The sequence below is a fragment of the uncultured Bradyrhizobium sp. genome (genome assembly GCF_936943645.1).
Taxonomy (GTDB): domain Bacteria; phylum Pseudomonadota; class Alphaproteobacteria; order Rhizobiales; family Xanthobacteraceae; genus Bradyrhizobium.
On sequence record NZ_CAKZJO010000101.1, the window covers coordinates 54,762 to 74,524 of the forward strand.

The 19,763-nt window shown below is 64.3% G+C and carries 21 protein-coding genes; 11 read left to right on the forward strand and 10 right to left on the reverse strand.

Features of this window, described 5'->3' with window-relative positions; genetic code table 11:
• Window positions 1-29: 29 nt before the first annotated feature.
• The 6 genes from Q0743_RS29120 to urtA all read right to left on the reverse strand — a co-directional run bounded on the left by Q0743_RS29120 (window position 30) and on the right by urtA (window position 6,636).
• On the reverse strand, window positions 30-875 hold the full coding sequence (locus Q0743_RS29120) for an urease accessory protein UreD (RefSeq protein WP_298244898.1): 846 nt from the start codon (window positions 873-875) through the stop codon (window positions 30-32).
• A gap of 31 nt (window positions 876-906) precedes the next feature.
• A complete protein-coding gene (gene urtE, locus Q0743_RS29125; RefSeq protein WP_298244899.1) occupies window positions 907-1,602 on the reverse strand; it encodes an urea ABC transporter ATP-binding subunit UrtE in 696 nt (231 codons plus the stop codon).
• 88 nt (window positions 1,603-1,690) lie between these two features.
• Window positions 1,691-2,452, reverse strand: a complete 762-nt coding sequence (gene urtD, locus Q0743_RS29130; protein ID WP_018318771.1) for an urea ABC transporter ATP-binding protein UrtD — start codon at window positions 2,450-2,452, stop codon at window positions 1,691-1,693.
• Window positions 2,453-2,458: 6 nt separating this feature from the next.
• A complete protein-coding gene (gene urtC, locus Q0743_RS29135) occupies window positions 2,459-3,625 on the reverse strand; it encodes an urea ABC transporter permease subunit UrtC (protein ID WP_298244900.1) in 1,167 nt (388 codons plus the stop codon).
• Window positions 3,622-5,229 (reverse strand): urea ABC transporter permease subunit UrtB, encoded by a 1,608-nt coding sequence (gene urtB, locus Q0743_RS29140; RefSeq protein WP_298244901.1) that lies wholly within the window; start codon window positions 5,227-5,229, stop codon window positions 3,622-3,624. Before urtB ends, urtC begins: the two co-directional genes overlap by 4 nt.
• 84 nt (window positions 5,230-5,313) lie before the next feature.
• Entirely contained in the window at window positions 5,314-6,636 is a 1,323-nt protein-coding gene (gene urtA, locus Q0743_RS29145) for an urea ABC transporter substrate-binding protein (protein WP_298244902.1), read from the reverse strand.
• A gap of 480 nt (window positions 6,637-7,116) precedes the next feature.
• Between urtA and Q0743_RS29150 the strand changes: the two genes are divergently transcribed.
• The 3 genes from Q0743_RS29150 (at window position 7,117) to Q0743_RS29160 (ending at window position 9,527) form a co-directional block, all read left to right on the forward strand.
• Window positions 7,117-8,733, forward strand: a complete 1,617-nt coding sequence (locus tag Q0743_RS29150; protein WP_298244937.1) for a DEAD/DEAH box helicase — start codon at window positions 7,117-7,119, stop codon at window positions 8,731-8,733.
• A gap of 24 nt (window positions 8,734-8,757) precedes the next feature.
• Window positions 8,758-9,045: a translation initiation factor IF-1 gene (gene infA / locus Q0743_RS29155; RefSeq protein WP_008131890.1), complete on the forward strand. Its 288-nt coding sequence runs from the start codon at window positions 8,758-8,760 to the stop codon at window positions 9,043-9,045.
• Window positions 9,046-9,314: 269 nt separating this feature from the next.
• Window positions 9,315-9,527, forward strand: a complete 213-nt coding sequence (locus Q0743_RS29160; protein ID WP_097659975.1) for a cold-shock protein — start codon at window positions 9,315-9,317, stop codon at window positions 9,525-9,527.
• Between the two features lie 94 nt (window positions 9,528-9,621).
• Here the strand turns inward: Q0743_RS29160 and Q0743_RS29165 are convergent, their stop codons facing one another.
• The 4 genes from Q0743_RS29165 to Q0743_RS29180 all read right to left on the reverse strand — a co-directional run bounded on the left by Q0743_RS29165 (window position 9,622) and on the right by Q0743_RS29180 (window position 12,529).
• Window positions 9,622-10,236: a TadE/TadG family type IV pilus assembly protein gene (locus Q0743_RS29165; RefSeq protein WP_298244903.1), complete on the reverse strand. Its 615-nt coding sequence runs from the start codon at window positions 10,234-10,236 to the stop codon at window positions 9,622-9,624.
• 23 nt (window positions 10,237-10,259) lie between these two features.
• Window positions 10,260-10,841 carry a TadE/TadG family type IV pilus assembly protein gene (locus tag Q0743_RS29170; protein ID WP_298244904.1) on the reverse strand — a complete coding sequence of 194 codons (582 nt, stop codon included), beginning with the start codon at window positions 10,839-10,841 and terminating at the stop codon, window positions 10,260-10,262.
• A 206-nt stretch (window positions 10,842-11,047) separates the two neighbouring features.
• Complete coding sequence (locus Q0743_RS29175) at window positions 11,048-11,545, reverse strand: pilus assembly protein N-terminal domain-containing protein (protein WP_298244905.1); 498 nt, start codon at window positions 11,543-11,545, stop codon at window positions 11,048-11,050.
• A gap of 156 nt (window positions 11,546-11,701) precedes the next feature.
• Complete coding sequence (locus Q0743_RS29180; protein WP_100176099.1) at window positions 11,702-12,529, reverse strand: sterol desaturase family protein; 828 nt, start codon at window positions 12,527-12,529, stop codon at window positions 11,702-11,704.
• Window positions 12,530-12,797: 268 nt separating this feature from the next.
• Between Q0743_RS29180 and Q0743_RS29185 the strand changes: the two genes are divergently transcribed.
• The 8 genes from Q0743_RS29185 (at window position 12,798) to Q0743_RS29220 (ending at window position 19,754) form a co-directional block, all read left to right on the forward strand.
• Entirely contained in the window at window positions 12,798-12,962 is a 165-nt protein-coding gene (locus Q0743_RS29185) for a Flp family type IVb pilin (RefSeq protein ID WP_097660093.1), read from the forward strand.
• 77 nt (window positions 12,963-13,039) lie between these two features.
• Window positions 13,040-13,177 carry a hypothetical protein gene (locus Q0743_RS29190; protein ID WP_174718668.1) on the forward strand — a complete coding sequence of 46 codons (138 nt, stop codon included), beginning with the start codon at window positions 13,040-13,042 and terminating at the stop codon, window positions 13,175-13,177.
• 125 nt (window positions 13,178-13,302) lie between these two features.
• Window positions 13,303-13,827, forward strand: a complete 525-nt coding sequence (locus Q0743_RS29195) for a prepilin peptidase (RefSeq protein WP_298244906.1) — start codon at window positions 13,303-13,305, stop codon at window positions 13,825-13,827.
• A gap of 125 nt (window positions 13,828-13,952) precedes the next feature.
• Complete coding sequence (gene cpaB / locus Q0743_RS29200) at window positions 13,953-14,753, forward strand: Flp pilus assembly protein CpaB (RefSeq protein ID WP_298244907.1); 801 nt, start codon at window positions 13,953-13,955, stop codon at window positions 14,751-14,753.
• An 11-nt stretch (window positions 14,754-14,764) separates the two neighbouring features.
• Complete coding sequence (locus tag Q0743_RS29205; protein WP_298244908.1) at window positions 14,765-16,240, forward strand: type II and III secretion system protein family protein; 1,476 nt, start codon at window positions 14,765-14,767, stop codon at window positions 16,238-16,240.
• 20 nt (window positions 16,241-16,260) lie between these two features.
• Entirely contained in the window at window positions 16,261-16,995 is a 735-nt protein-coding gene (locus Q0743_RS29210) for a CpaD family pilus assembly protein (RefSeq protein ID WP_298244909.1), read from the forward strand.
• Complete coding sequence (locus tag Q0743_RS29215; protein WP_298244910.1) at window positions 16,992-18,260, forward strand: AAA family ATPase; 1,269 nt, start codon at window positions 16,992-16,994, stop codon at window positions 18,258-18,260. The genes Q0743_RS29210 and Q0743_RS29215 overlap by 4 nt, the downstream gene beginning before the upstream one ends.
• 21 nt (window positions 18,261-18,281) lie before the next feature.
• Window positions 18,282-19,754, forward strand: a complete 1,473-nt coding sequence (locus Q0743_RS29220; protein ID WP_298244911.1) for a CpaF family protein — start codon at window positions 18,282-18,284, stop codon at window positions 19,752-19,754.
• Window positions 19,755-19,763: the final 9 nt, after the last annotated feature.

Here is a 19,763-nt window from a genome sequence, read left to right on the forward strand (position 1 = left end):
TCTTCCGTTCAGCACGTCAATTCAGCCGGTCAGTTCAACCAGAGCCGCGGCAGCGCGGCACCGGTGCGCGCCAGCACGGCCATCATGTCGGCGCGCAGGCGCGCCGCATCTTGGGCACAGAACCGCGCCATTGCAAAGCCATTCCACGCGGAGATTCCGACCTCGCCGGAGAAGGACTCCGACGCCTCGCGAATGCGCTCCACCAGGGCCTCGTCGCCGGGCACGATCAGGGCCGTGCCGATCGCGGCTCCGCCCTTGGCAACGGCGGATCGCCCAAGCTTTGCGCCGATATTGCCGTCGAGCCGGACGGTCTCGGCGAATACGAGCTTGCCGCCACGGCGCAGCCGCCAGCGGTCGACGAATTCGCCCTGCTCCATCCGCTCGCCCATCGCGGTGCGGCCGAACACGACGATCTCGCAAAGCAGGAGCGAGGCGGCCTCATCGAGCTCGATATCGAAGCGGCGGTGGACCCGGGCGCGATCGAACAGGATCGTTTCCTGGGGCAGCCATGCGAGATGCGCGCCTGCGGCAACCTTCAGGTCGATATTGAGCTGCGCCGCGGCGCCGGGCGCACGGTAGACCTTTTCGGCAGCCGCCGTCGTCAGGGTCAGGCGTGCGCCCTCGGCCGCCGCGATCCCGATATCGAAATTGTCCCCGCCGGCGACGCCACCTGCCGTGTTGACGAACACGCCGGACAGGCCCTGATCTTCCGGCGAGGGAAAGCGGACACGGAGCGAGCCGGATTCATGCAAGGTCCCGCGCCGCGTCACGCCATCGCGCGCATGCACGTCGAAGCGCACCGCGCCACGGGCACGGTTCGCCTCGAAAATCGTCGACTCAAGGTCGGTAGAATTAGCTGATCGTTCGCTGCGCATCCGCCTCCCCAGCCGGTCGCGGCAAAATGGCTTACAGCGCCATCTGGCGGCTGATCTCGCTCGCGTCGAGATTGGCGCGGTCGCAGGTGAACTTCACCGCGCCGCGATCCATCACCGCGAAACTGTCGCCGAGTTCGCAGGCAAAGTCGAGATATTGTTCGACCAGCACGATGGCGATGTTGCCGAGATTGCGCAAATAGGAGATGGCGCGGCCGATGTCCTTGATGATGGAGGGCTGGATGCCCTCGGTCGGCTCGTCGAGCAGGAGAAGCTTCGGCCGCATCACCAGCGCGCGGCCGATCGCGAGCTGCTGCTGCTGGCCGCCGGAGAGATCGCCGCCGCGCCGCCCGAGCATGGATTGCAGCACCGGAAACAGCGAGAACACGTCGTCCGGAATGTGCTTGTCCTCGCGCTTGAGCGGACCGAAGCCGGTCTTGAGGTTCTCCTCCACCGTCAGCAGCGGAAAAATCTCGCGGCCCTGCGGCACGAAGCCGATGCCCTTGCGCGCCCGCTCGTAGGGCTTCAAGCCCGTGATGTCGCTGCCGTCGAGCACGATCGCGCCCGACGAGATCGGGTATTGCCCGACCATGGCGCGCAGAAGCGAGGTCTTGCCGACGCCGTTGCGACCGAGCACGCACGTCACCTTGCCGGGCTCCGCCGCGATGGAGACACCGCGCAGCGCCTGCGCCGCGCCGTAGAACAGGTTGATATCTTTGACTTCAAGCATCGGAAACACCTTTGCGGGCGAATAGCGAATGGCGAGTAGCGAATAAGAGAAACGGCCAATCCATTCGCCACTCCCTATTCACCACTCGCTACCTACCCAGATAGACTTCGATGACCCGCTCGTTGGACGAGACCTGGTCGATGGTTCCTTCCGCGAGCACCGTGCCTTCGTGCAGGCAGGTGACCTTGACGCCGAGCTCGCGCACGAACGTCATGTCGTGCTCGACCACCATCACGGTGTGGGTCTTGTTGATCTCTTTCAAGAGCTCGGCGGTGAGATGCGTCTCGACGTCGGTCATGCCGGCGACGGGCTCGTCGACCAGCAGCAGCTTCGGGTCCTGTGCCAGCAGCATGCCGATCTCGAGCCACTGCTTCTGGCCATGGCTGAGGCTGCCGGCGAGGCGGTTGCGGGCCTCCGTGAGCCGGATCGTCTCCAGCACCTTGTCGATGCGCTCGGACTCGGCCTTGCTGCCGCGCCAGAACAGCGTGCCCTTGACGCTGTGGTCGACATTGAGCGCGAGCAGCAGATTGTCCTGCACGGTCTGGCTCTCGAATACGGTCGGCTTCTGGAATTTGCGGCCGATGCCGAGCTCGGCGATGCGGGTCTCGTCGAGGCGCGTCAGATCCGTGACGCCGTCGAACAGCACGGTGCCTTCGTCCGGCTTGGTCTTGCCGGTGATGATGTCCATCATCGTGGTCTTGCCGGCGCCGTTCGGGCCGATGATGGCGCGCATCTCGCCGGGCTCGAGCGTCAGAGACAGATTGTTGATGGCGTGGAAGCCGTCGAACGAGACGTGCACGCCGTCAAGATAGAGCATTGCGGAGGTTGCGCGGTTGTCCATGACGTTCATGACCGCCTACTCCGCCATCTTCGGTTGGGTGACGCCGTCTTCGGCGGCAGCGCTCACCGAGGCAGCGGCGCGCTTCTCCTTCAAGGAATCCCACCAGGCATTGAAGGTGCCGACGATGCCCTTCGGCAGCAGCAGCGTCACCAGGATGAACAATGCACCCAGCATGAACAGCCAGTACGGCGCCAGCACGCCCGAGGTGAAGAACGTCTTGGCGTAGTTGACGACGATGGCCCCGAGCGCGGCGCCGACCAGCGTGCCGCGGCCGCCGACCGCGACCCAGATCACTGCCTCGATCGAATTGCCCGGCGCGAACTCGGATGGGTTGATGATGCCGACCTGCGGCACGTAGAGCGCGCCGGCAACGCCGGCCATGCAGGCCGACACCGTGAACACGAACAGCTTGTAGGATTCGACGCGGTAGCCGAGGAAGCGCGTGCGCGATTCCGCGTCACGCACCGCGATCAGCACCTTGCCGAGCTTGGACGAGACGATGGAGCGGCAGATCAGGAAACCGAGGATCAGCGCCAGGCAGCTCAGCGCGAACAGCGCTGCGCGGGTGCCCTCGGCCTGGACGTTGAAGCCGAGGATGTCCTTGAAGTCGGTCAGGCCGTTGTTGCCGCCGAAGCCGAAATCGTTGCGGAAGAAGGCAAGCAGCAGCGCATAGGTCATCGCCTGCGTGATGATCGAGAGGTACACGCCGGTGACGCGGGAGCGGAAGGCGAGCCAGCCGAAGCAGAAGGCGAGCAGGCCCGGCACGACCAGCACCATCAACGCAGCGAACCAGAACATGTCGAAGCCGTACCAGTACCAGGGCAGCTTCGAATAGTTCAGGAACACCATGAAGTCCGGCAGAACAGGATTGCCGTAGACGCCGCGGCTGCCGATCTGCCGCATCAGATACATGCCCATGGCATAGCCGCCGAGCGCGAAGAAGGCACCGTGGCCGAGCGAGAGGATGCCGCAATAGCCCCAGATCAGGTCGATCGCGAGCGCGAGGATCGCGTAGCAGACATATTTGCCCCAGAGCGCGACCAGATAGGTCGGCACCTGCAGGAACGAGCCCGCGGGCAGCAGCAGGTTCGAGAGCGGGATGAGGATGCCGCAGGCCGCGACGACGGCAAGGAAGATCGTCGCGCTGCGGTCCAGCGATCGGGTCAGCATGTGAGGGGTCATGCTTCCACCGCACGGCCCTTGAGCGCGAACAGGCCGCGCGGGCGTTTTTGAATGAACAGGATGATGAGAACGAGGATCGCGATCTTGCCGAGCACGGCGCCGGCGACCGGCTCCAGGAACTTGTTGGCGATGCCGAGCGTGAAGGCGCCGACCAGCGTGCCCCACAGATTACCCACACCGCCGAACACCACGACCATGAAACTGTCGATGATGTAGCTCTGGCCGAGATTGGGGCTGACATTGTCGATCTGCGACAACGCCACGCCGGCGATGCCGGCAATGCCCGAGCCGAGGCCAAAGGTCAGCGCGTCGACGCGCGAGGTGGCGATGCCCATCGACGCCGCCATGCGGCGGTTCTGCGTCACCGCGCGCATCTCGAGACCGAGCGCGGTGTAGCGCAGCATCGCGAGCAGGATCGCGAACACCGCGAGCGTGAAGACAAGGATCCAGAGCCTGTTGTAGGTGATGGTGATCTGACCGAGTTCGAACGCGCCGCTCATCCAGGAGGGATTGCCGACCTCGCGGTTTGTCGGGCCGAACATGGTGCGCACTGCCTGCTGCAGCACCAGCGACAGGCCCCAGGTCGCCAGCAGCGTCTCCAGCGGACGGCCGTAGAGGAAGCGGATGATGCTGCGCTCGATCAACACGCCGATGGCGCCGGCGACGAGGAAGGCGAGCGGCACCGCGATCAGCAACGAGTAGTCGAACAGAGCGGGGTAGCGGGTGCGGATCACCTCCTGCACCACGAAGGTGGTGTAGGCCCCGATCATCACCATCTCGCCATGGGCCATATTGATGACCCCCATCACGCCGAAGGTGATGGCGAGCCCGATGGCGGCGAGCAGCAGCACCGAGCCGAGCGAGAGGCCGTACCAGGCGTTCTGCACGCCGGACCAGACCGCGAGCGAGGACTGGATCGAGCTGATGGCACTGGCCGCAGCCTTGGTCACCGAGGCCGGCTGGTCGCCCATGCCGGTGAGCAGCGCCATCGCTTCCTGGTCGCCGCGCGCCTTGAGGGTCGCGACCGCCTCGAGCTTCTCGACCTCGGTGGCGTCGGACTTGAACAGCAGGATGGCGGCGCGGGCGTCGCCGAGCGCAGCCTTGACGGACCTGTTGGTTTCCTTGGCGAGCGCGGCGTCGACGGCCTCGAGCGCAGTCTCCTCATGCGACTTGAACACGGACTGCGCAGCTTGCAGGCGCGTTCCGACATCCGGCGACTGCAGCGTCAGGCTGCCGAGCGCGGCATCGACGCTGCGGCGCAGGCGGTTGTTGAGGCGGACCGCGCTCGCGCTGTCGGGAACGCTGGCGACCGCCTCGCCGGTCGCGGCATCGATCGACTTGCCGTCGGTGCCGGTGACGTAAACCTTCTTGCTGTCGGGGTCGGCCATGAGGCGGCCGTCCTGAAGCGCGCTGATGATGGGGAAAGCCAGCTTGTTGCCGCTGCTCGCGACTACGCCGATCGCCTCTTCGGTGTCGGAGAAATCGTCATTGGCAAATTTGGCGACCCCGTCCTCGAACGGACCGGCGAAGGCCGGCAGCGCGAACGCGATCAGGAGTAACGAGAGCGCAAGCGCACAGAGGCGCGCGGACAAATGGGCTGGCACTGTGAAAGACCCCGGCAGAAATGGGCGGAGAAGGCGGCGGGATCGCCGCCTTCTCCGATCGTGCAATGGAGCGTCAGATCGAGATCAGGAACCCGAACCGAGGCACTTGTTGGTCTTGGTGTTGAAGTTGCCGCACTTCTTGCCGACCCAGTCGCCGATCAGGTCCTTGGAGCCGTCGAGTTCCTTCGACCAGGCGTCGCCCGGAACGAGGCTCGGGGTCTTCCAGACCACGTCGAACTGGCCGTTCGCCTTGATCTCGCCGATGAACACCGGCTTGGTGATGTGGTGGTTCGGCAGCATCTTCGACACGCCACCGGTCAGGTTCGGCGCCTCGATGCCGGGAAGCGCATCGATCACCTTGTCCGGATCGGTCGACTTCACCTTCTCGACCGCCTTTACCCACATGTTGAAGCCGATCACGTGCGCTTCCATCGGATCGTTGGTCACGCGCTTCGGATTCTTGGTGTAGGCCTGCCAGTCCTTGATGAACTTCTCGTTCGCCGGGTTCTTGATCGACTCGAAGTAGTTCCACGCGGCGAGATGGCCGACCAGCGGCTTGGTGTCGATGCCGGCGAGTTCTTCTTCGCCGACCGAGAACGCCACCACCGGGATGTCCTTCGCCTTGATGCCCTGGTTGCCGAGTTCCTTGTAGAAGGGAACGTTGGCGTCGCCGTTGATGGTCGAGACCACCGCGGTCTTCTTGCCGGCCGAGCCGAACTTCTTGATGTCGGCGACGATCGTCTGCCAGTCGGAGTGACCGAACGGCGTGTAGTTGATCATGATGTCTTCCTGGGCGACACCCTTGGACTTCAGATAGGCTTCCAGGATCTTGTTGGTGGTGCGCGGATAGACGTAGTCGGTGCCGGCGAGCACCCAGCGCTTCACCTTCTCTTCCTTCATCAGATAGTCGACGGCGGGGATCGCCTGCTGGTTCGGCGCAGCACCCGTGTAGAACACGTTACGCTCGCTCTCCTCACCCTCGTACTGCACGGGATAGAACAGGATGCTGTTCAGCTCCTTGAACACCGGCAGCACGGACTTGCGCGACACCGAGGTCCAGCAGCCGAACACGACCGAGACCTTGTCCTTGGTGATGAGTTCGCGGGCCTTCTCGGCGAATAGCGGCCAGTTCGAGGCGGGGTCGACGACGACGGCTTCGAGCTTCTTGCCGTTCACGCCGCCCTTCTTGTTCTGCTCGTCGATCAGGAAGAGGATGGTGTCCTTCAGCGTGGTTTCGCTGATGGCCATGGTGCCGGAAAGGGAGTGCAGCACGCCGACCTTGATGGTGTCGTCGGCAGCCTTCGCGCCAGTGAATGAAGCCAGACCGAGCATCAGACCGGCGGTCGCGGCGAGCACGCCGCGGCGGCTCAATGACGCCGCTATATCGTGAGTAGATTTGCTAAACATGAGTGTCTCATCTCCCTGACGCAGACGTGAAAAACGCTGCGAAACGGCCCCACGGCCGCCTGCGATTAACGGATTCGCAAGAACCGTGCCATGCAATGAGCACCCATCAAGTCATTGATTGTCCTCAAGTAATCCGCCGAAAACAAAGTTTCGCCGCAGCGGCGGAGCCCAAATCTTAGGCATATGAAATGTATGCCAAAGCGGCAGGCGGGTTAGTTTTTGAGCAAATCGTCTCCTCTGGCTAAATTTCCGGCATAACTATTTTTGCACTGCGATCGCCAATTGGCGCGCGTGTGCCTTGAAAGCGCCCCCTCGATGTTCCATATGAACGGCCGAGACCTCTTGCGAATCAAGGGGTCGTAGCGAGCCGCGTGTTCTTAAGCCCTCTACGGGCCTCTGGCTTGCCCCATATCTCCCAAGCCATCCGACACCCCAAACACGCAGGTGTCTTCACGACACCCTTTTGCGCGCGCCGCGCTGATGCGCCGGGCGCTCGCTTTTGACATGGAAAGAACCCCTCTTTTGACTTCGTTTCAGGACTTCGGCCTCGCCGAACCCATCGCGCGCGCTCTTCAGGAAGAGAATTACGTCACCCCCACCCCGATCCAGGCCCAGACCATCCCGCTGGCACTGACCGGCCGCGACGTCGTCGGCATCGCTCAGACCGGCACCGGCAAGACCGCGTCCTTCGCCCTGCCGATCCTGCACCGCCTGCTCGAGAACCGTATCAAGCCGCAGCCCAAGACCTGCCGCGTGCTCGTGCTCTCCCCGACCCGCGAGCTGTCCGGCCAGATCCTCGACAGCTTCAACGCCTATGGCCGCCATATCCGCCTGTCCTCGACGCTGGCCATCGGCGGCGTGCCGATGGGCCGCCAGGTCCGCGCCCTGATGCAGGGTGTGGACGTGCTGGTCGCCACCCCCGGCCGACTGCTCGACCTCGTGCAAAGCAACGGGCTGAAGCTCTCGAGCGTGGAGTTCCTCGTGCTCGACGAGGCCGACCGCATGCTCGACATGGGCTTCATCAACGACATCCGCAAAATCGTCGCGAAGCTCCCGATCAAGCGCCAGACGCTGTTCTTCTCGGCCACCATGCCGAAGGACATCGCCGAGCTCGCCGACGCCATGCTGCGCGACCCCGCCCGCGTCGCGGTGACCCCGGTCTCCTCGACCGCCGAGCGGATCAACCAGCGCATCGTCCAGGTCGACTTCTCGGCCAAGCCCGCCTTCCTGACCAAGATCCTGAAGGACGAGCCGATCAACCGCGCGCTGGTCTTCACCCGCACCAAGCACGGCGCCGACAAGGTGGTGAAGACGCTGGCCAAGGCCGGCATCGCCGCCAACGCCATCCACGGCAACAAGTCGCAGAACCACCGCGAGCGCACGCTCGCCCAGTTCCGCACCGGCGAGATCCGCACCCTTGTTGCCACCGACATTGCCGCCCGCGGCATCGACGTTGACGGCATCAGCCACGTCATCAATTTCGACCTGCCCAACGTCCCCGAGACCTATGTGCACCGCATCGGCCGCACCGCCCGCGCCGGCGCCGACGGCACCGCGATCTCGCTGGTCGCCGGTGGCGAGGAGCTCAGCTATCTCCGCGACATCGAGCGGCTGATCCGCGTGGCCCTGCCGCGTGAAGATCACCGCACCGACGCCGGCCGACGCGATGCCGGTCCGCCGCCGCAACAGCAGCGCCAGGGTCGGCCGGGCGGTCGCCCGGGCCAGCGTCCGCAGGGCGCCCGGCACGGCGACGGACGGCGTGGCGACGACAGGCATGCCGACGGACGGCATCATAGCGCCGGCAGGCAGGGTGACGGACGGCATGCTGACGGAAGGCATGCTGACGGAAGGCATGGCGAAGGACGCCAATTCGAGGGCAGACCTGTTGATGGCCGCCCCGGTGAAGGCCACAAGGCCTCCAAGGGGTCTCGCCGCCGCCGCGGTAACGGTGGTAAGGTGAACTCCTCACCAGCCGATCGGTCGGAACAGCGTCCCGCGCATAGCGCCGGCAAGCCTGATGGAATACAAGGCGTTGCCTTTTTGCGTCGCGAGAGTCGCCCCAACGGCCGACCGAACCGCAATCCTCATTCGAACTAACAGTCCACGACTGGAGACACCCACATGGCTAAGGAAGAGCTGATCCAGTTCGAAGGACTGGTCACCGAAATCCTCCCCGACGCCCGCTACCGCGTGCAGCTCGACGCCGGACACGAGATCGTCGCCTATACCGCCGGCAAGATGAAGAAGAACCGCATCAAGACGCTGGCGGGCGACCGCGTGACGGTGGAGATGTCGCCCTACGACCTCGAGAAGGGCCGGCTGATTTTCCGTCACAAGGACGAACGTCCCAGCGGCGTGGGCGGACCGCCCCGTCCCGGTCAGCGCGGCGGCCAGTTCCGTCGTCGCTAACCCATCGCTGGCGGGCAGGCGGCAGCTGGAATTCCGACCTGGATGCGGATCCGCCGTGGAACGCCACGGCGGATCAAAAAATCGTGTGCGTCCGGATTGTTTTGAGGCCCCAATTCCGATAAAAGGAAATTATCGATTTTCGGCCGGACGACATTAGCATCCACCGGTACAGCCGGTTCAGACACGCTGACGACCCTTCCAAAAATTCGATCCAACCGGCCCGCGCGAGCGGGCTCTGACACTGTGTTATCTGAGAAGGGACTACCCCCGTGAGCATGGGAACCGTGAAGTGGTTTAACGCAACCAAGGGCTTCGGCTTCATTCAGCCCGACGATGGCGGCCAGGACGTGTTCGTCCACATCAGCGCCGTCGAGCGTGCTGGCCTCGGCACGCTGCGTGAAGGCCAGAAGATCTCCTACGAGGTCGTGGCCGACCGCCGCTCCGGCAAGTCGGCAGCGGACAACCTCCGCGCCGCAGGCTGAACCTGTCGGGCCCCTGGCCCGATCGGCTCGCGAGAAAGCAAGAAGGCCGTGCGCAACGCACGGCCTTTTTCATTTCAGGTCCGGACCATGGGCCTCAGCACGAGGACGGCACGCCGTTATAGGGCACGCAGGCAACCTGACGCGGCCGCGTGTAGGACAGATCGCTCAACTGGATACTCGACTTCAACACGTAGCCCACGGTCGGCTTGTAAGTGTAGCTCGCCTCGCTGAGGATCAGGTAGGTCGAGGGAACGAGCAGGGTCGCAGGAATCTCGCTGGTCACCTTGTCCCCGGCCTTGCGACCCGAGGTCGCCAGCGTCGCTTGCGTGGCGCCGCTGGCGATGGTGCCGGCCTTGCTCCACTGCACCGTGGCGATCTTGTCGGCATCGATATAGATCTGGGAGATCGAGCCTTTCACGAGAGACGCATCGTAAGGCATGATGATCGAGATGCTCGCCGTGAATGAGTTCTGCATGTCGGAATCGGCAAGCGTCGTCGACTGCGACGTCAGATCGGACAGCGTTCGCGCAATCAGCGTGACCTTGCGATCGATCGCAATGGCCGACGAGAATTCGACCGTGCCGAAGAACATCACCAGCATCAGCGGGACGATGACCGCGAATTCGGTCGCCGCGAGCGCGCGCTTGTCGGCGAGGAAGTCGCGCACCGAGCGACGGGCCTTCCTCGAGAAATTTGCAATGGCCTGCATTGGTGCGCCCGGATCCATCTGCGTCAGAACGGTTCGTTCTTGAAGGCCGCGGTCGCCACCAGCAGCCGCTTGCTGCTGCAACCGATGTTGTAACCGAGGCCGGTGACGAAGAGCGGCCACTGATAGAACATCCGGACCACGACGACCTGGCTGGCGCTGCCGGGATTGTATTGCACGCCGGCCGGGTTGAAGCTGCAGGAATCGCCGTAACTGGGCAGGCTCAGCGTCGTGAAGGACGTGGTGCTCACCACGTCGACGTAAAGCTTGCTGCAATCGAACAGCGCCGGGATCTGGGTGCAGACATAGGCCTTGAACGTCGTCTGGTCGCACGCCGAAATCACATTGGGCGTGGTCTGGCAGGCCGCCACCGAACCTCCTTGCGCTTGCGCCTGGCCGGTCAAAATGGCGCGCGCGGAATTCTGCGTGACGGTTTCGAGCACCTGGCCGGCGAAGAACACCATTGCCGTCTCGATGATGGCGAACAGCAGCCCGAAGAAGATCGGAGCGACCAGCGCGAACTCGACCGCCGCGGAGCCGCGGCGGCTGCCGCGAAACCGCCATAGCGCTTTGCGGAGCGTGAACCTGGTCGATGGAGGCGATGGCATCGCGTCAATTCCTGAAGCAGCGGCGATTATCTGCGATCAATAGCTAAAACTGATTGTTTAAGTGTTGCAGGCGATTCACGCTCCCCTGACCGCACCGTTAAGGATGCGTTAACCGCGCAGACCGCGAGACTACGGGAGAACGCGCGCAAACAGACGTCGCCCTGGCGTCCGAAACGCCAAGGCGCGATCAGGTGCAGACGATCCGGCTAATTGGTCTTGGCGCCCGCTCCGGCATTGCCGCTGGCATTGTTGCTCAGCGAACCGGCCTGGCTCATCGTGTTGTTGAAGTAGGCGTCGCTGTCGCCCAGCGTCACGCGCCGCTGGCAAATCGGCACGCAGCTGTAGGACTCGCGCTCGACCCCACGATAGACCGTCACGAGCCGGTCGCTCGGACCTTCGACCTGGATCTGGCGGTCGACCAGGATCTCGCCGGCCCGGTCCAAAGCGATGAAATTGGTGGCCCCGTAGCCCTTGCCGGTCACGACGATCATGCCGCCGGGCTGGAGCGTGACGTCGGCGATCAGGGGATTGCCGACCACGATGGTCGCCACCTTGCCGGGCAGCCGCACCAGCTTGGCCTGGTCGACGCTGACGGCGATGGTATCGACTGTAGGTTCGGCCAGGCCGGCCGCCGGCGATGCCAGCACAGCGGCGGCAACCAGAAGACAGACGCGCGCCTGACGGCGCAGCAACTCTTTACGCATACTCTTACCCCCGGGACGTCACAAACCGGCAGAAGCGAACAGATGACAGCGGAGCCGGTGCCCGACCCGGCTAACCTGCCTTTAATTCATGAACGTTCCGCAAATTCGCCGGCGATTGTTTGAACGGACCGGCTATTTGCGGCCCCAAATTCCGCCCTATTGGCGGAACGGATAGGCCAACTGGCCCCCGAACTCCCTCGGCATGGTCGCTTCGTCCTTGCCGTAGTCCTGAGGCAATTGCCCTTCCGGCATGCGGAAGGTGCCGAACAGCACATCCCAGATCGGAAACGTGCCGGCGAAATTGGTGTCACCGCCCTCCTGGAGCGAGGTGTGGTGCCAGCGGTGAAACACCGGCGTCGCCAGCAGGTATTTGAAGGGTCCGAAGGTCCAGTTCAGGTTGGCGTGCACGAAGGCCGAATGGAAGGTGGTGAACGGGCCGACCCAGATCATGACGTTCGGGGAAATGCCGGCCATCAGCAGCACCACGTCGACGCTGATCGTGCCGAGCACGAGATTGACGGGATGGAAACGGGCCGCCGAAATCCAGCCGATCTCCACCGACGAATGATGGACGGCGTGATACTTCCAGAAGCCGCCGCCGTGAAACAGCCGGTGCACCCAATAGAGCATGAAATCGGACAGCACCAGGAACAGCGCGCCCTGCACCCACAGCGGCAGCTCCGACAGCGGACCGTGGCCGTTATCGTAGAAGGCGATGAGCCCGTCGGCGTCATGGATGTTGAACACGACGCCGGCGCCGACGATCAGAAGTCCGATCCGCATCGTCCGGGCGAACACCGGAACAAAGAACCAGTAGCAGATATCGGTGATGATCTCCCGCTTGCGCCACCACGGTGCGCCGGGATTGCAGGCCCAGAAATGCTCGAGCACGGTGAAGACTGCCGCGAGCACGAAGGTGACGGGGATCACCTTGATGATGGTCTCGCCAATCATCAGAGCGACTAGCATGGGCAGGCTCGACATCGTCGCCTCTCTCCGCGGATTCCGTGCTCTTATGCGTACTCCGCTAAATTTAAGGGAGGATGAAGCCGCCGCCGCGCCGACGCTGCATCTGGAACCGGGACGATTTGCAGGTGCCGTCTTAAGGCGAAATTCACTCTGCGCCAAAGCATCGCCCCAGAACCGGGTTTGCTCGATCGAATTAACCCCGCCGAAAGAGCTCGGCTCTCATGGTCATCGGGTCAAAGACGGCGCCGAACGAGGCGATCTCACCCCAGATGGAGTTTTGTTCATGAAGAACTTGATTGCGCGTTTCGCGAAGGATGAATCCGGCGCCACCGCTATCGAATACGGTCTGATCGCCGCCGGCATCGCGCTGGCCATCATCACCGTCGTCAACAATCTCGGCACCACGCTGAACACCAAGTTCACCTCGATCAGCTCTTCGCTGAAGTAAGCAGGTCAACGAACGACGGCAAAAGCCCCGGACCTCCGGGGCCTTTGTTTTTCTGAAGACGGCGAGTTCCAGTGGCGTTGCGCAAGTACAGTACCGATGCCGCAGTCGCGGCGAACGAGGCAGGAGCGCAGGCCGCATCGCCGGTCTATTGGGTCTGCCTTGCCTTGCTGCTTGCAACGGTCGCGCTCGCCGCACGCATTGCCAGCCTCTGGTGAACACGCGTTCCGCCGGCTTCGGCCCCCGCACGTCCCTTCGGCCCGTTGTCGGTTTGTTTAGCACTGCGGGCTAGCATTCGCCGACGCCAGTTCCCGCGGCAAACCCAGGCCTCAAGACGCAGCCCATGATCCTCGACCTTGCGCGCCTTCTGCTCTTCCCGGCCCTGATGGCGTTCGCCGCCGCGAGCGATCTCTTCACCATGACGATCTCGAACCGCGTCTCGCTGGCGCTGGTCGCAGGCTTCTTCGCCCTCGCCTTCGCCGGAGGCATGCCACCTTACGAGATGCTGAGCCATGTCGGTGCCGGCGCGCTCCTGCTGGTCGTGGCCTTCACCTGCTTTGCGATGGGCTGGATGGGCGGCGGCGACGCCAAGGTCGCGGCCTCCGTCGCGCTGTGGTTCGGCTTTACCCCCTTGATGGACTTCCTGCTCTACGCCTCGCTGTTCGGCGGCGCGCTGACCCTGCTCCTGCTCCAGTTCCGGCAGTGGCCGCTGCCCTACGGACTGGCGGGCCAGGCCTGGCTCGCACGGCTGCACGACAAGCAGAGCGGTATCCCCTACGGCATCGCGCTCACGCTCGGCGCGCTGGTGGTCTACCCGGAGACCGAATGGGTGAAGGCGATCGACCTCGCCCACCTCGCACTGCGCTGAACGCACGGGTAACCCTGCGTTAAGGCGATTTAGATACGCCTCATTAACCATGCTTTGACGAATAGCTGGTCAACTGCCGATTACGGCGGCGGCAGCGTCGCGGCGTCTTGTGGAAAGTGAAGCGTATGAATAGGGCACGCATTGTCGTCCTGACGGTCGCCATCTGCGCCGGCGGCGTCGCCGCGTACCTGGCGAGCGGCTCGGACAATTCTGCGCCGCCCCCAGTGGCTCCGGTCGCGCAGCTTCCCACCGTCGACGTTCTCGTGGCCAAGAACGACATCGGCCTCGGCCAGACCGTGAAGCCGGAAGACGTGCAATGGCAGACCTGGCCGGCCGCGACCGCCAGCGCCACCTTCATCCGCCGCAACGAGCGTCCCGAGGGAGCGACCCAGGTCACCGGTTCGATCGCGCGCGCCCCCTTCATTCAGGGTGAGCCGATCCGCGACCAGAAGCTGGTCAAGCCTGAGGGTTCCGGCTTCATGGCGGCGATCCTGCCTACCGGCATGCGGGCGATCTCGACCGAGATCTCGCCGGAGACCGGTGCGGGGGGCTTCATCCTGCCCAACGATCGCGTCGACGTTCTCCTCACGCGCCGGCTGAAGAATCCGGACCAGGCCAACGGCGCCCCCGACATCGTCACCTCCGAGATCATCCTGTCCAATATCCGAGTCCTGGCCATCGACCAGGCGCCGAAGGAGAAGGACGGCCAGAACGCGGTGGTCGGCAAGACCGTCACCCTCGAGCTCAATCCCGCGCAGACCGCAACGCTTTCCGCGGCCCGCCAGAGCGGCACGCTGTCGCTGGCGCTACGCAGCATCGTCGATATTAAGATGAGCGAAGTCACGCCCGATGAGTCCGCACAGAAGCGGGACGGCATTTCGATCATTCGCTACGGCATTCCAAGTCAGACGGCGAAAGCACGATGAAGACAGTCGATATGAAAAACAGGGTGAATCTGGCGACGCTGCGAACCTCCATGGTTCGCGCCCTGTCGTTTTCGGCCGCTCTCGCGCTGGCGCTCAACCCGGTGCTGACCCCCGTGGTCGCTGCCGATTACCGCCCCATGGCGCCGGCCGTGTCGGACGGCCAGATGAACGCGCGATTCCTCTCGCTCGGCGTCGGCAAGTCCATCGTGATCGACCTGCCGCGCGACATCAAGGACGTGCTCGTCGCCGATCCCAAGATCGCCAATGCGGTGGTCCGCTCGGCCCAGCGCGCCTACATCATCGGCGCCACGGTGGGCCAGACCAACATCGTGTTCTTCGATTCCGCCGGTCAGCAGATTGCGGCCTATGACATCGCGGTCAAGCGCGACCTCAACGGCGTGCGGGCTGCGCTGAAGCAGGTCCTGCCCAATTCGGACATTCAGATCGACGGACTGGGCGAAGGCGTCGTCCTGACCGGCACGGCGGCGAACCCGCTGGAGGCGCAGCAGGCCAACGATCTCGCGGCGCGCCTGGCCGGCGGCTCCGACAAGGTGCTGAATTCGATCGTCGTGCGTGGCCGCGACCAGGTCATGCTCAAGGTGACGGTGGCGGAAGTCCAGCGCAGCATCATCAAGCAGCTCGGCATCGATCTCACCGCTAACCTGAACTACGGCACGTCGGTGGTGAGCTTCACCAACTCCAACCCGTTCACCGCACTCGGCAAGAACCTCGTCGATGGCAACAACCTGACGACGAAGTTCGGCGGCGCGCCGACAGTGCAGGCCACGCTGCGCGCGATGGAAACCGCGGGCGTGATCCGCACGCTGGCCGAACCGAACCTGACCGCGATCTCCGGCGAGTCGGCGACGTTCATTGCCGGCGGTGAATTCCCGGTTCCCGCAGGCTATGCGTGCGACCCCACCACGCATGTCTGTACCACCCAGATCAGCTTCAAGAAATTCGGCATCTCGCTCAACTTCACGCCCGTCGTGCTGAGCGAGGGCAAGATCAGCCTGCGCGTGATGACCGAGGTCTCCGAGCTGTCGAACGAGAACGCGATCACCCTGTCGCAGGCCGTGACCTCGAGCTCGGTGAACTCGCTGACGGTTCCCTCGATCCGGACCCGCCGCGCGGAGACCTCGCTGGAAATTCCCTCCGGCGGCGCGATGGCGATGGCCGGCCTGATCCAGCAGCAGACCAAGCAGGCCGTCAGCGGACTGCCGGGACTGATGCAGCTTCCGATCCTCGGCACGCTGTTCCGCAGCCGCGACTTCGTCAACAACGCGACCGAGCTGGTCGTGATCGTGACGCCTTATGTCGTTCGCGCGGTGGCGCCAAAGGACCTGTCGCGGCCCGATGACGGCTTCACGCCGCCAGCGGATCCGCAGGCCCAGCTGATCGGCAACATCAACCGTATCTACGGCGTGCCGGGCCGGACCGAACCGGTCAAGAACTACCGCGGCACCTACGGCTTCATTACCGACTGAGGCGGAACGGGGACTTCAAGATGATCACAAGACCACCCCAGCTTCGCAAACGCGCCGTCCGCCTCGGTGGCGCGCTCGTCGGCATGGCGCTCGCGCTCGGCGGCTGCCAGCACAACGAAGTCGTCACCGCCTCCATTCCCGACGACTACAAGCAGCGCCATCCCATCGCGATCGAGGAGCAGAACCGCTCGATCGTCGTCTTCGTCGGCCATGCACGCGGCGGATTGACCGCCGCCCAGCGTGCGGACGTGATGGGCGTCGCATCGGCATGGTTGCACGAAGGCACGGGAGCCATCCGCATCGACGTACCGTCCGGCACGCCCAATGCGCGTCCGGTCGCGGATACGATGCGTGAAATCCAGGCGATGCTGGCGGGCGCAGGCGTTCCGCCGCGTGGCGTCAACGTTCGCCCCTACCAGCCCGACGACAAGCGCTTCCTGCCGCCGATCCGGCTCACGTATTCCAAGATCGCCGCGGTCGCGGGTCCCTGCGGACTGTGGCCGGAGGACATCGGTCCTTCGATGAAGAACAAGAGCTGGTTCGAGAACAAGGACTATTACAATTACGGTTGCGCCTATCAGCGCAACCTCGCCGCCATGGTCGACAATCCGTCGGACCTCGAGCAGCCTCGGCCCGAGACACCTTCCTACACGATACGGCGCACGGCAGCCTTCGAGAAGTATCGCAAGGGAACATCGACGGCAGTCACCTATCCTGAGGCCGACAAGGCCAAACTCAGCGACACCGGCAAATGATCAGCTACGCCCGCCAGACACACGAAGAGCAGCCGGATGCAGCGCCTCCGCCGGTCGAGGAGCATATTGCGCCCGCGCCGCGCGTCTCGGTCCAGGCTTTCTGCGAGACCGTGGAGACCGCGGCCGCAGTCCAGTCGGCCGGCGAGGATCGCCGCCTCGGCAAGGCCCATCTGAAGATCCAGATGGGCGGCATGGCGGCCGCGATCGAAGCCTACCGCTCGGCGCCCACGCCGAACGTCATCGTGCTCGAGAGCGACGGTCGCAACGACCTGTTGAGCGGGCTCGACCAGCTCGCCACCGTCTGCGACGCCGGCACGCGCGTGGTCGTGATCGGCCGCATCAACGACGTCATGCTTTACCGCGAGCTGGTGCGCCGCGGCGTCAGCGACTACGTGCTCGCGCCGGTCGGCGCGATCGACGTCGTGCGCTCGATCTGCAACCTGTTCTCGGCACCGGAAGCCAAGGCGGTCGGCCGCATCATCGCCGTGGTCGGCGCCAAGGGCGGCGTCGGGGCATCCACCATCTCGCACAATGTCGCCTGGGCGATCGCCCGCGACCTGGCGATGGATGCCGTCGTCGCCGATCTCGACCTCGCCTTCGGCACCGCCGGGCTCGACTACAACCAGGATCCGCCACAGGGCATCGCCGACGCGGTGTTCTCGCCCGATCGCGTCGATACCGCCTTCGTCGACCGCCTGCTGTCGAAATGCACCGACCATCTCAGCCTGCTGGCCGCGCCGGCGACGCTCGACCGCGTTTATGATTTCGGCACCGACGCCTTCGACGCCGTATTCGATACGCTGCGCTCCACCATGCCCTGCATCGTGCTCGACATTCCCCATCAATGGTCGGGCTGGACCAAGCGCGCCCTGATCGGGGCGGACGACATCCTGATCGTGGCTGCCCCTGACCTTGCCAATCTGCGCAATGCCAAGAACCTGTTCGATCTGTTGAAGGCCGCGCGGCCCAACGATCGGCCGCCGCTCTACTGCCTGAATCAGGTCGGCGTGCCGAAACGGCCCGAAATCGCCGCCACGGAGTTCGCCAAGGCGATCGAGAGCCAGCCGATCGTCTCCATCCCGTTCGAGCCCCAGATCTTCGGCTCGGCCGCCAACAACGGCCAGATGATCGCGGAGATCTCCGCCAACCACAAGTCGATCGAGATGTTTCTTCAGATCGCCCAGCGGCTGACCGGCCGCAGCGAGACCAAGAAGCAAAAGTCGTCCCTGCTTTCACCCCTGATTGACAAGTTGCGGGGAAAATAGGCCCCCGCGTGGAGTTGTTAAGTGTTCGGTAAGCGTAGCGGAACAGACACCGACCTTCGGGCGCCCAAGCCCGGCGCCGTGTCGCCCGAGCCTGCCCAGGCTCCGGCGCCGACGGTGTCGCGCGCCCCGCCGCCGCCGGCCGTCGCCTCGCCGCCGCTTGCCCCCGCCAAGGCTCCGCCGCCGCCCCCGGCGATGGAGAGCCGGCGCTCGGACAATTACTACGAGGTCAAGGCCACCATCTTCGGCGCGCTGATCGAGGCGATCGACCTCGCCCAGCTGGCCAAGCTGGACTCCGAATCCGCGCGCGAGGAAATCCGCGACATCGTCAACGAGATCATCGCGATCAAGAACATCGTGATGTCGATCGCCGAGCAGGAAGAGCTGCTCGACGACATCTGCAACGACGTTCTGGGTTACGGTCCGCTCGAGCCGCTGCTGGCGCGCGACGACATCGCCGACATCATGGTCAACGGTGCCAACACCGTCTACATCGAAGTCGCCGGCAAGATCCAGCGTACCGGTATCCGTTTCCGCGACAACCAGCAGCTCCTCAACATCTGCCAGCGCATCGTCAGCCAGGTCGGCCGGCGCGTCGACGAATCCTCGCCGATCTGCGACGCGCGTCTTGCCGACGGCTCCCGCGTCAACGCCATCGTGCCGCCGCTGGCCATCGACGGCCCGACGCTCACGATTCGTAAGTTCAAGAAGGACAAGCTGACGCTCGATCAGCTCGTCAAGTTCGGCGCGATCTCGCCCGAAGGCGCCGAGATCCTCCAGATCATCGGCCGCGTTCGCTGCAACGTTCTGATCTCCGGCGGTACCGGTTCGGGCAAGACCACGCTGCTGAACTGCCTGACCAATTACATCGAGCACGACGAGCGCGTCATCACCTGCGAAGACGCGGCCGAGCTCCAGCTCCAGCAGCCTCACGTGGTGCGGCTGGAAACCCGCCCTCCCAACATCGAGGGCGAGGGCCAGGTCACCATGCGCGAGCTGGTGCGCAACTGTCTGCGTATGCGCCCCGAACGCATCATCGTCGGCGAAGTCCGCGGACCCGAGGCGTTCGACCTGCTGCAGGCCATGAACACCGGCCATGACGGCTCGATGGGCACGCTGCACGCCAACAACCCGCGCGAAGCCCTGTCGCGCTGCGAATCCATGATCACGATGGGCGGCTTTTCGCTTCCCTCGCGGACCATCCGCGAGATGATCTGCGCCTCGATCGACGTCATCGTCCAGGCGGCGCGCCTGCGCGACGGCTCGCGCCGCATCACCCACATCACCGAGGTGATGGGCATGGAAGGCGACACCATCATCACCCAGGACATCTTCCTCTACGACATGGTCGGAGAGGACGCCAACGGCAAGATCATCGGTCGTCACCGCTCGACCGGCATCGGCCGTCCCAGGTTCTGGGAACGCGCCCGCTATTACGGCGACGAAAAACGCCTTGCCGCTGCGCTGGACGCGGCGGAAGTCGCGCCGAAGACGTGAGCAGATCGC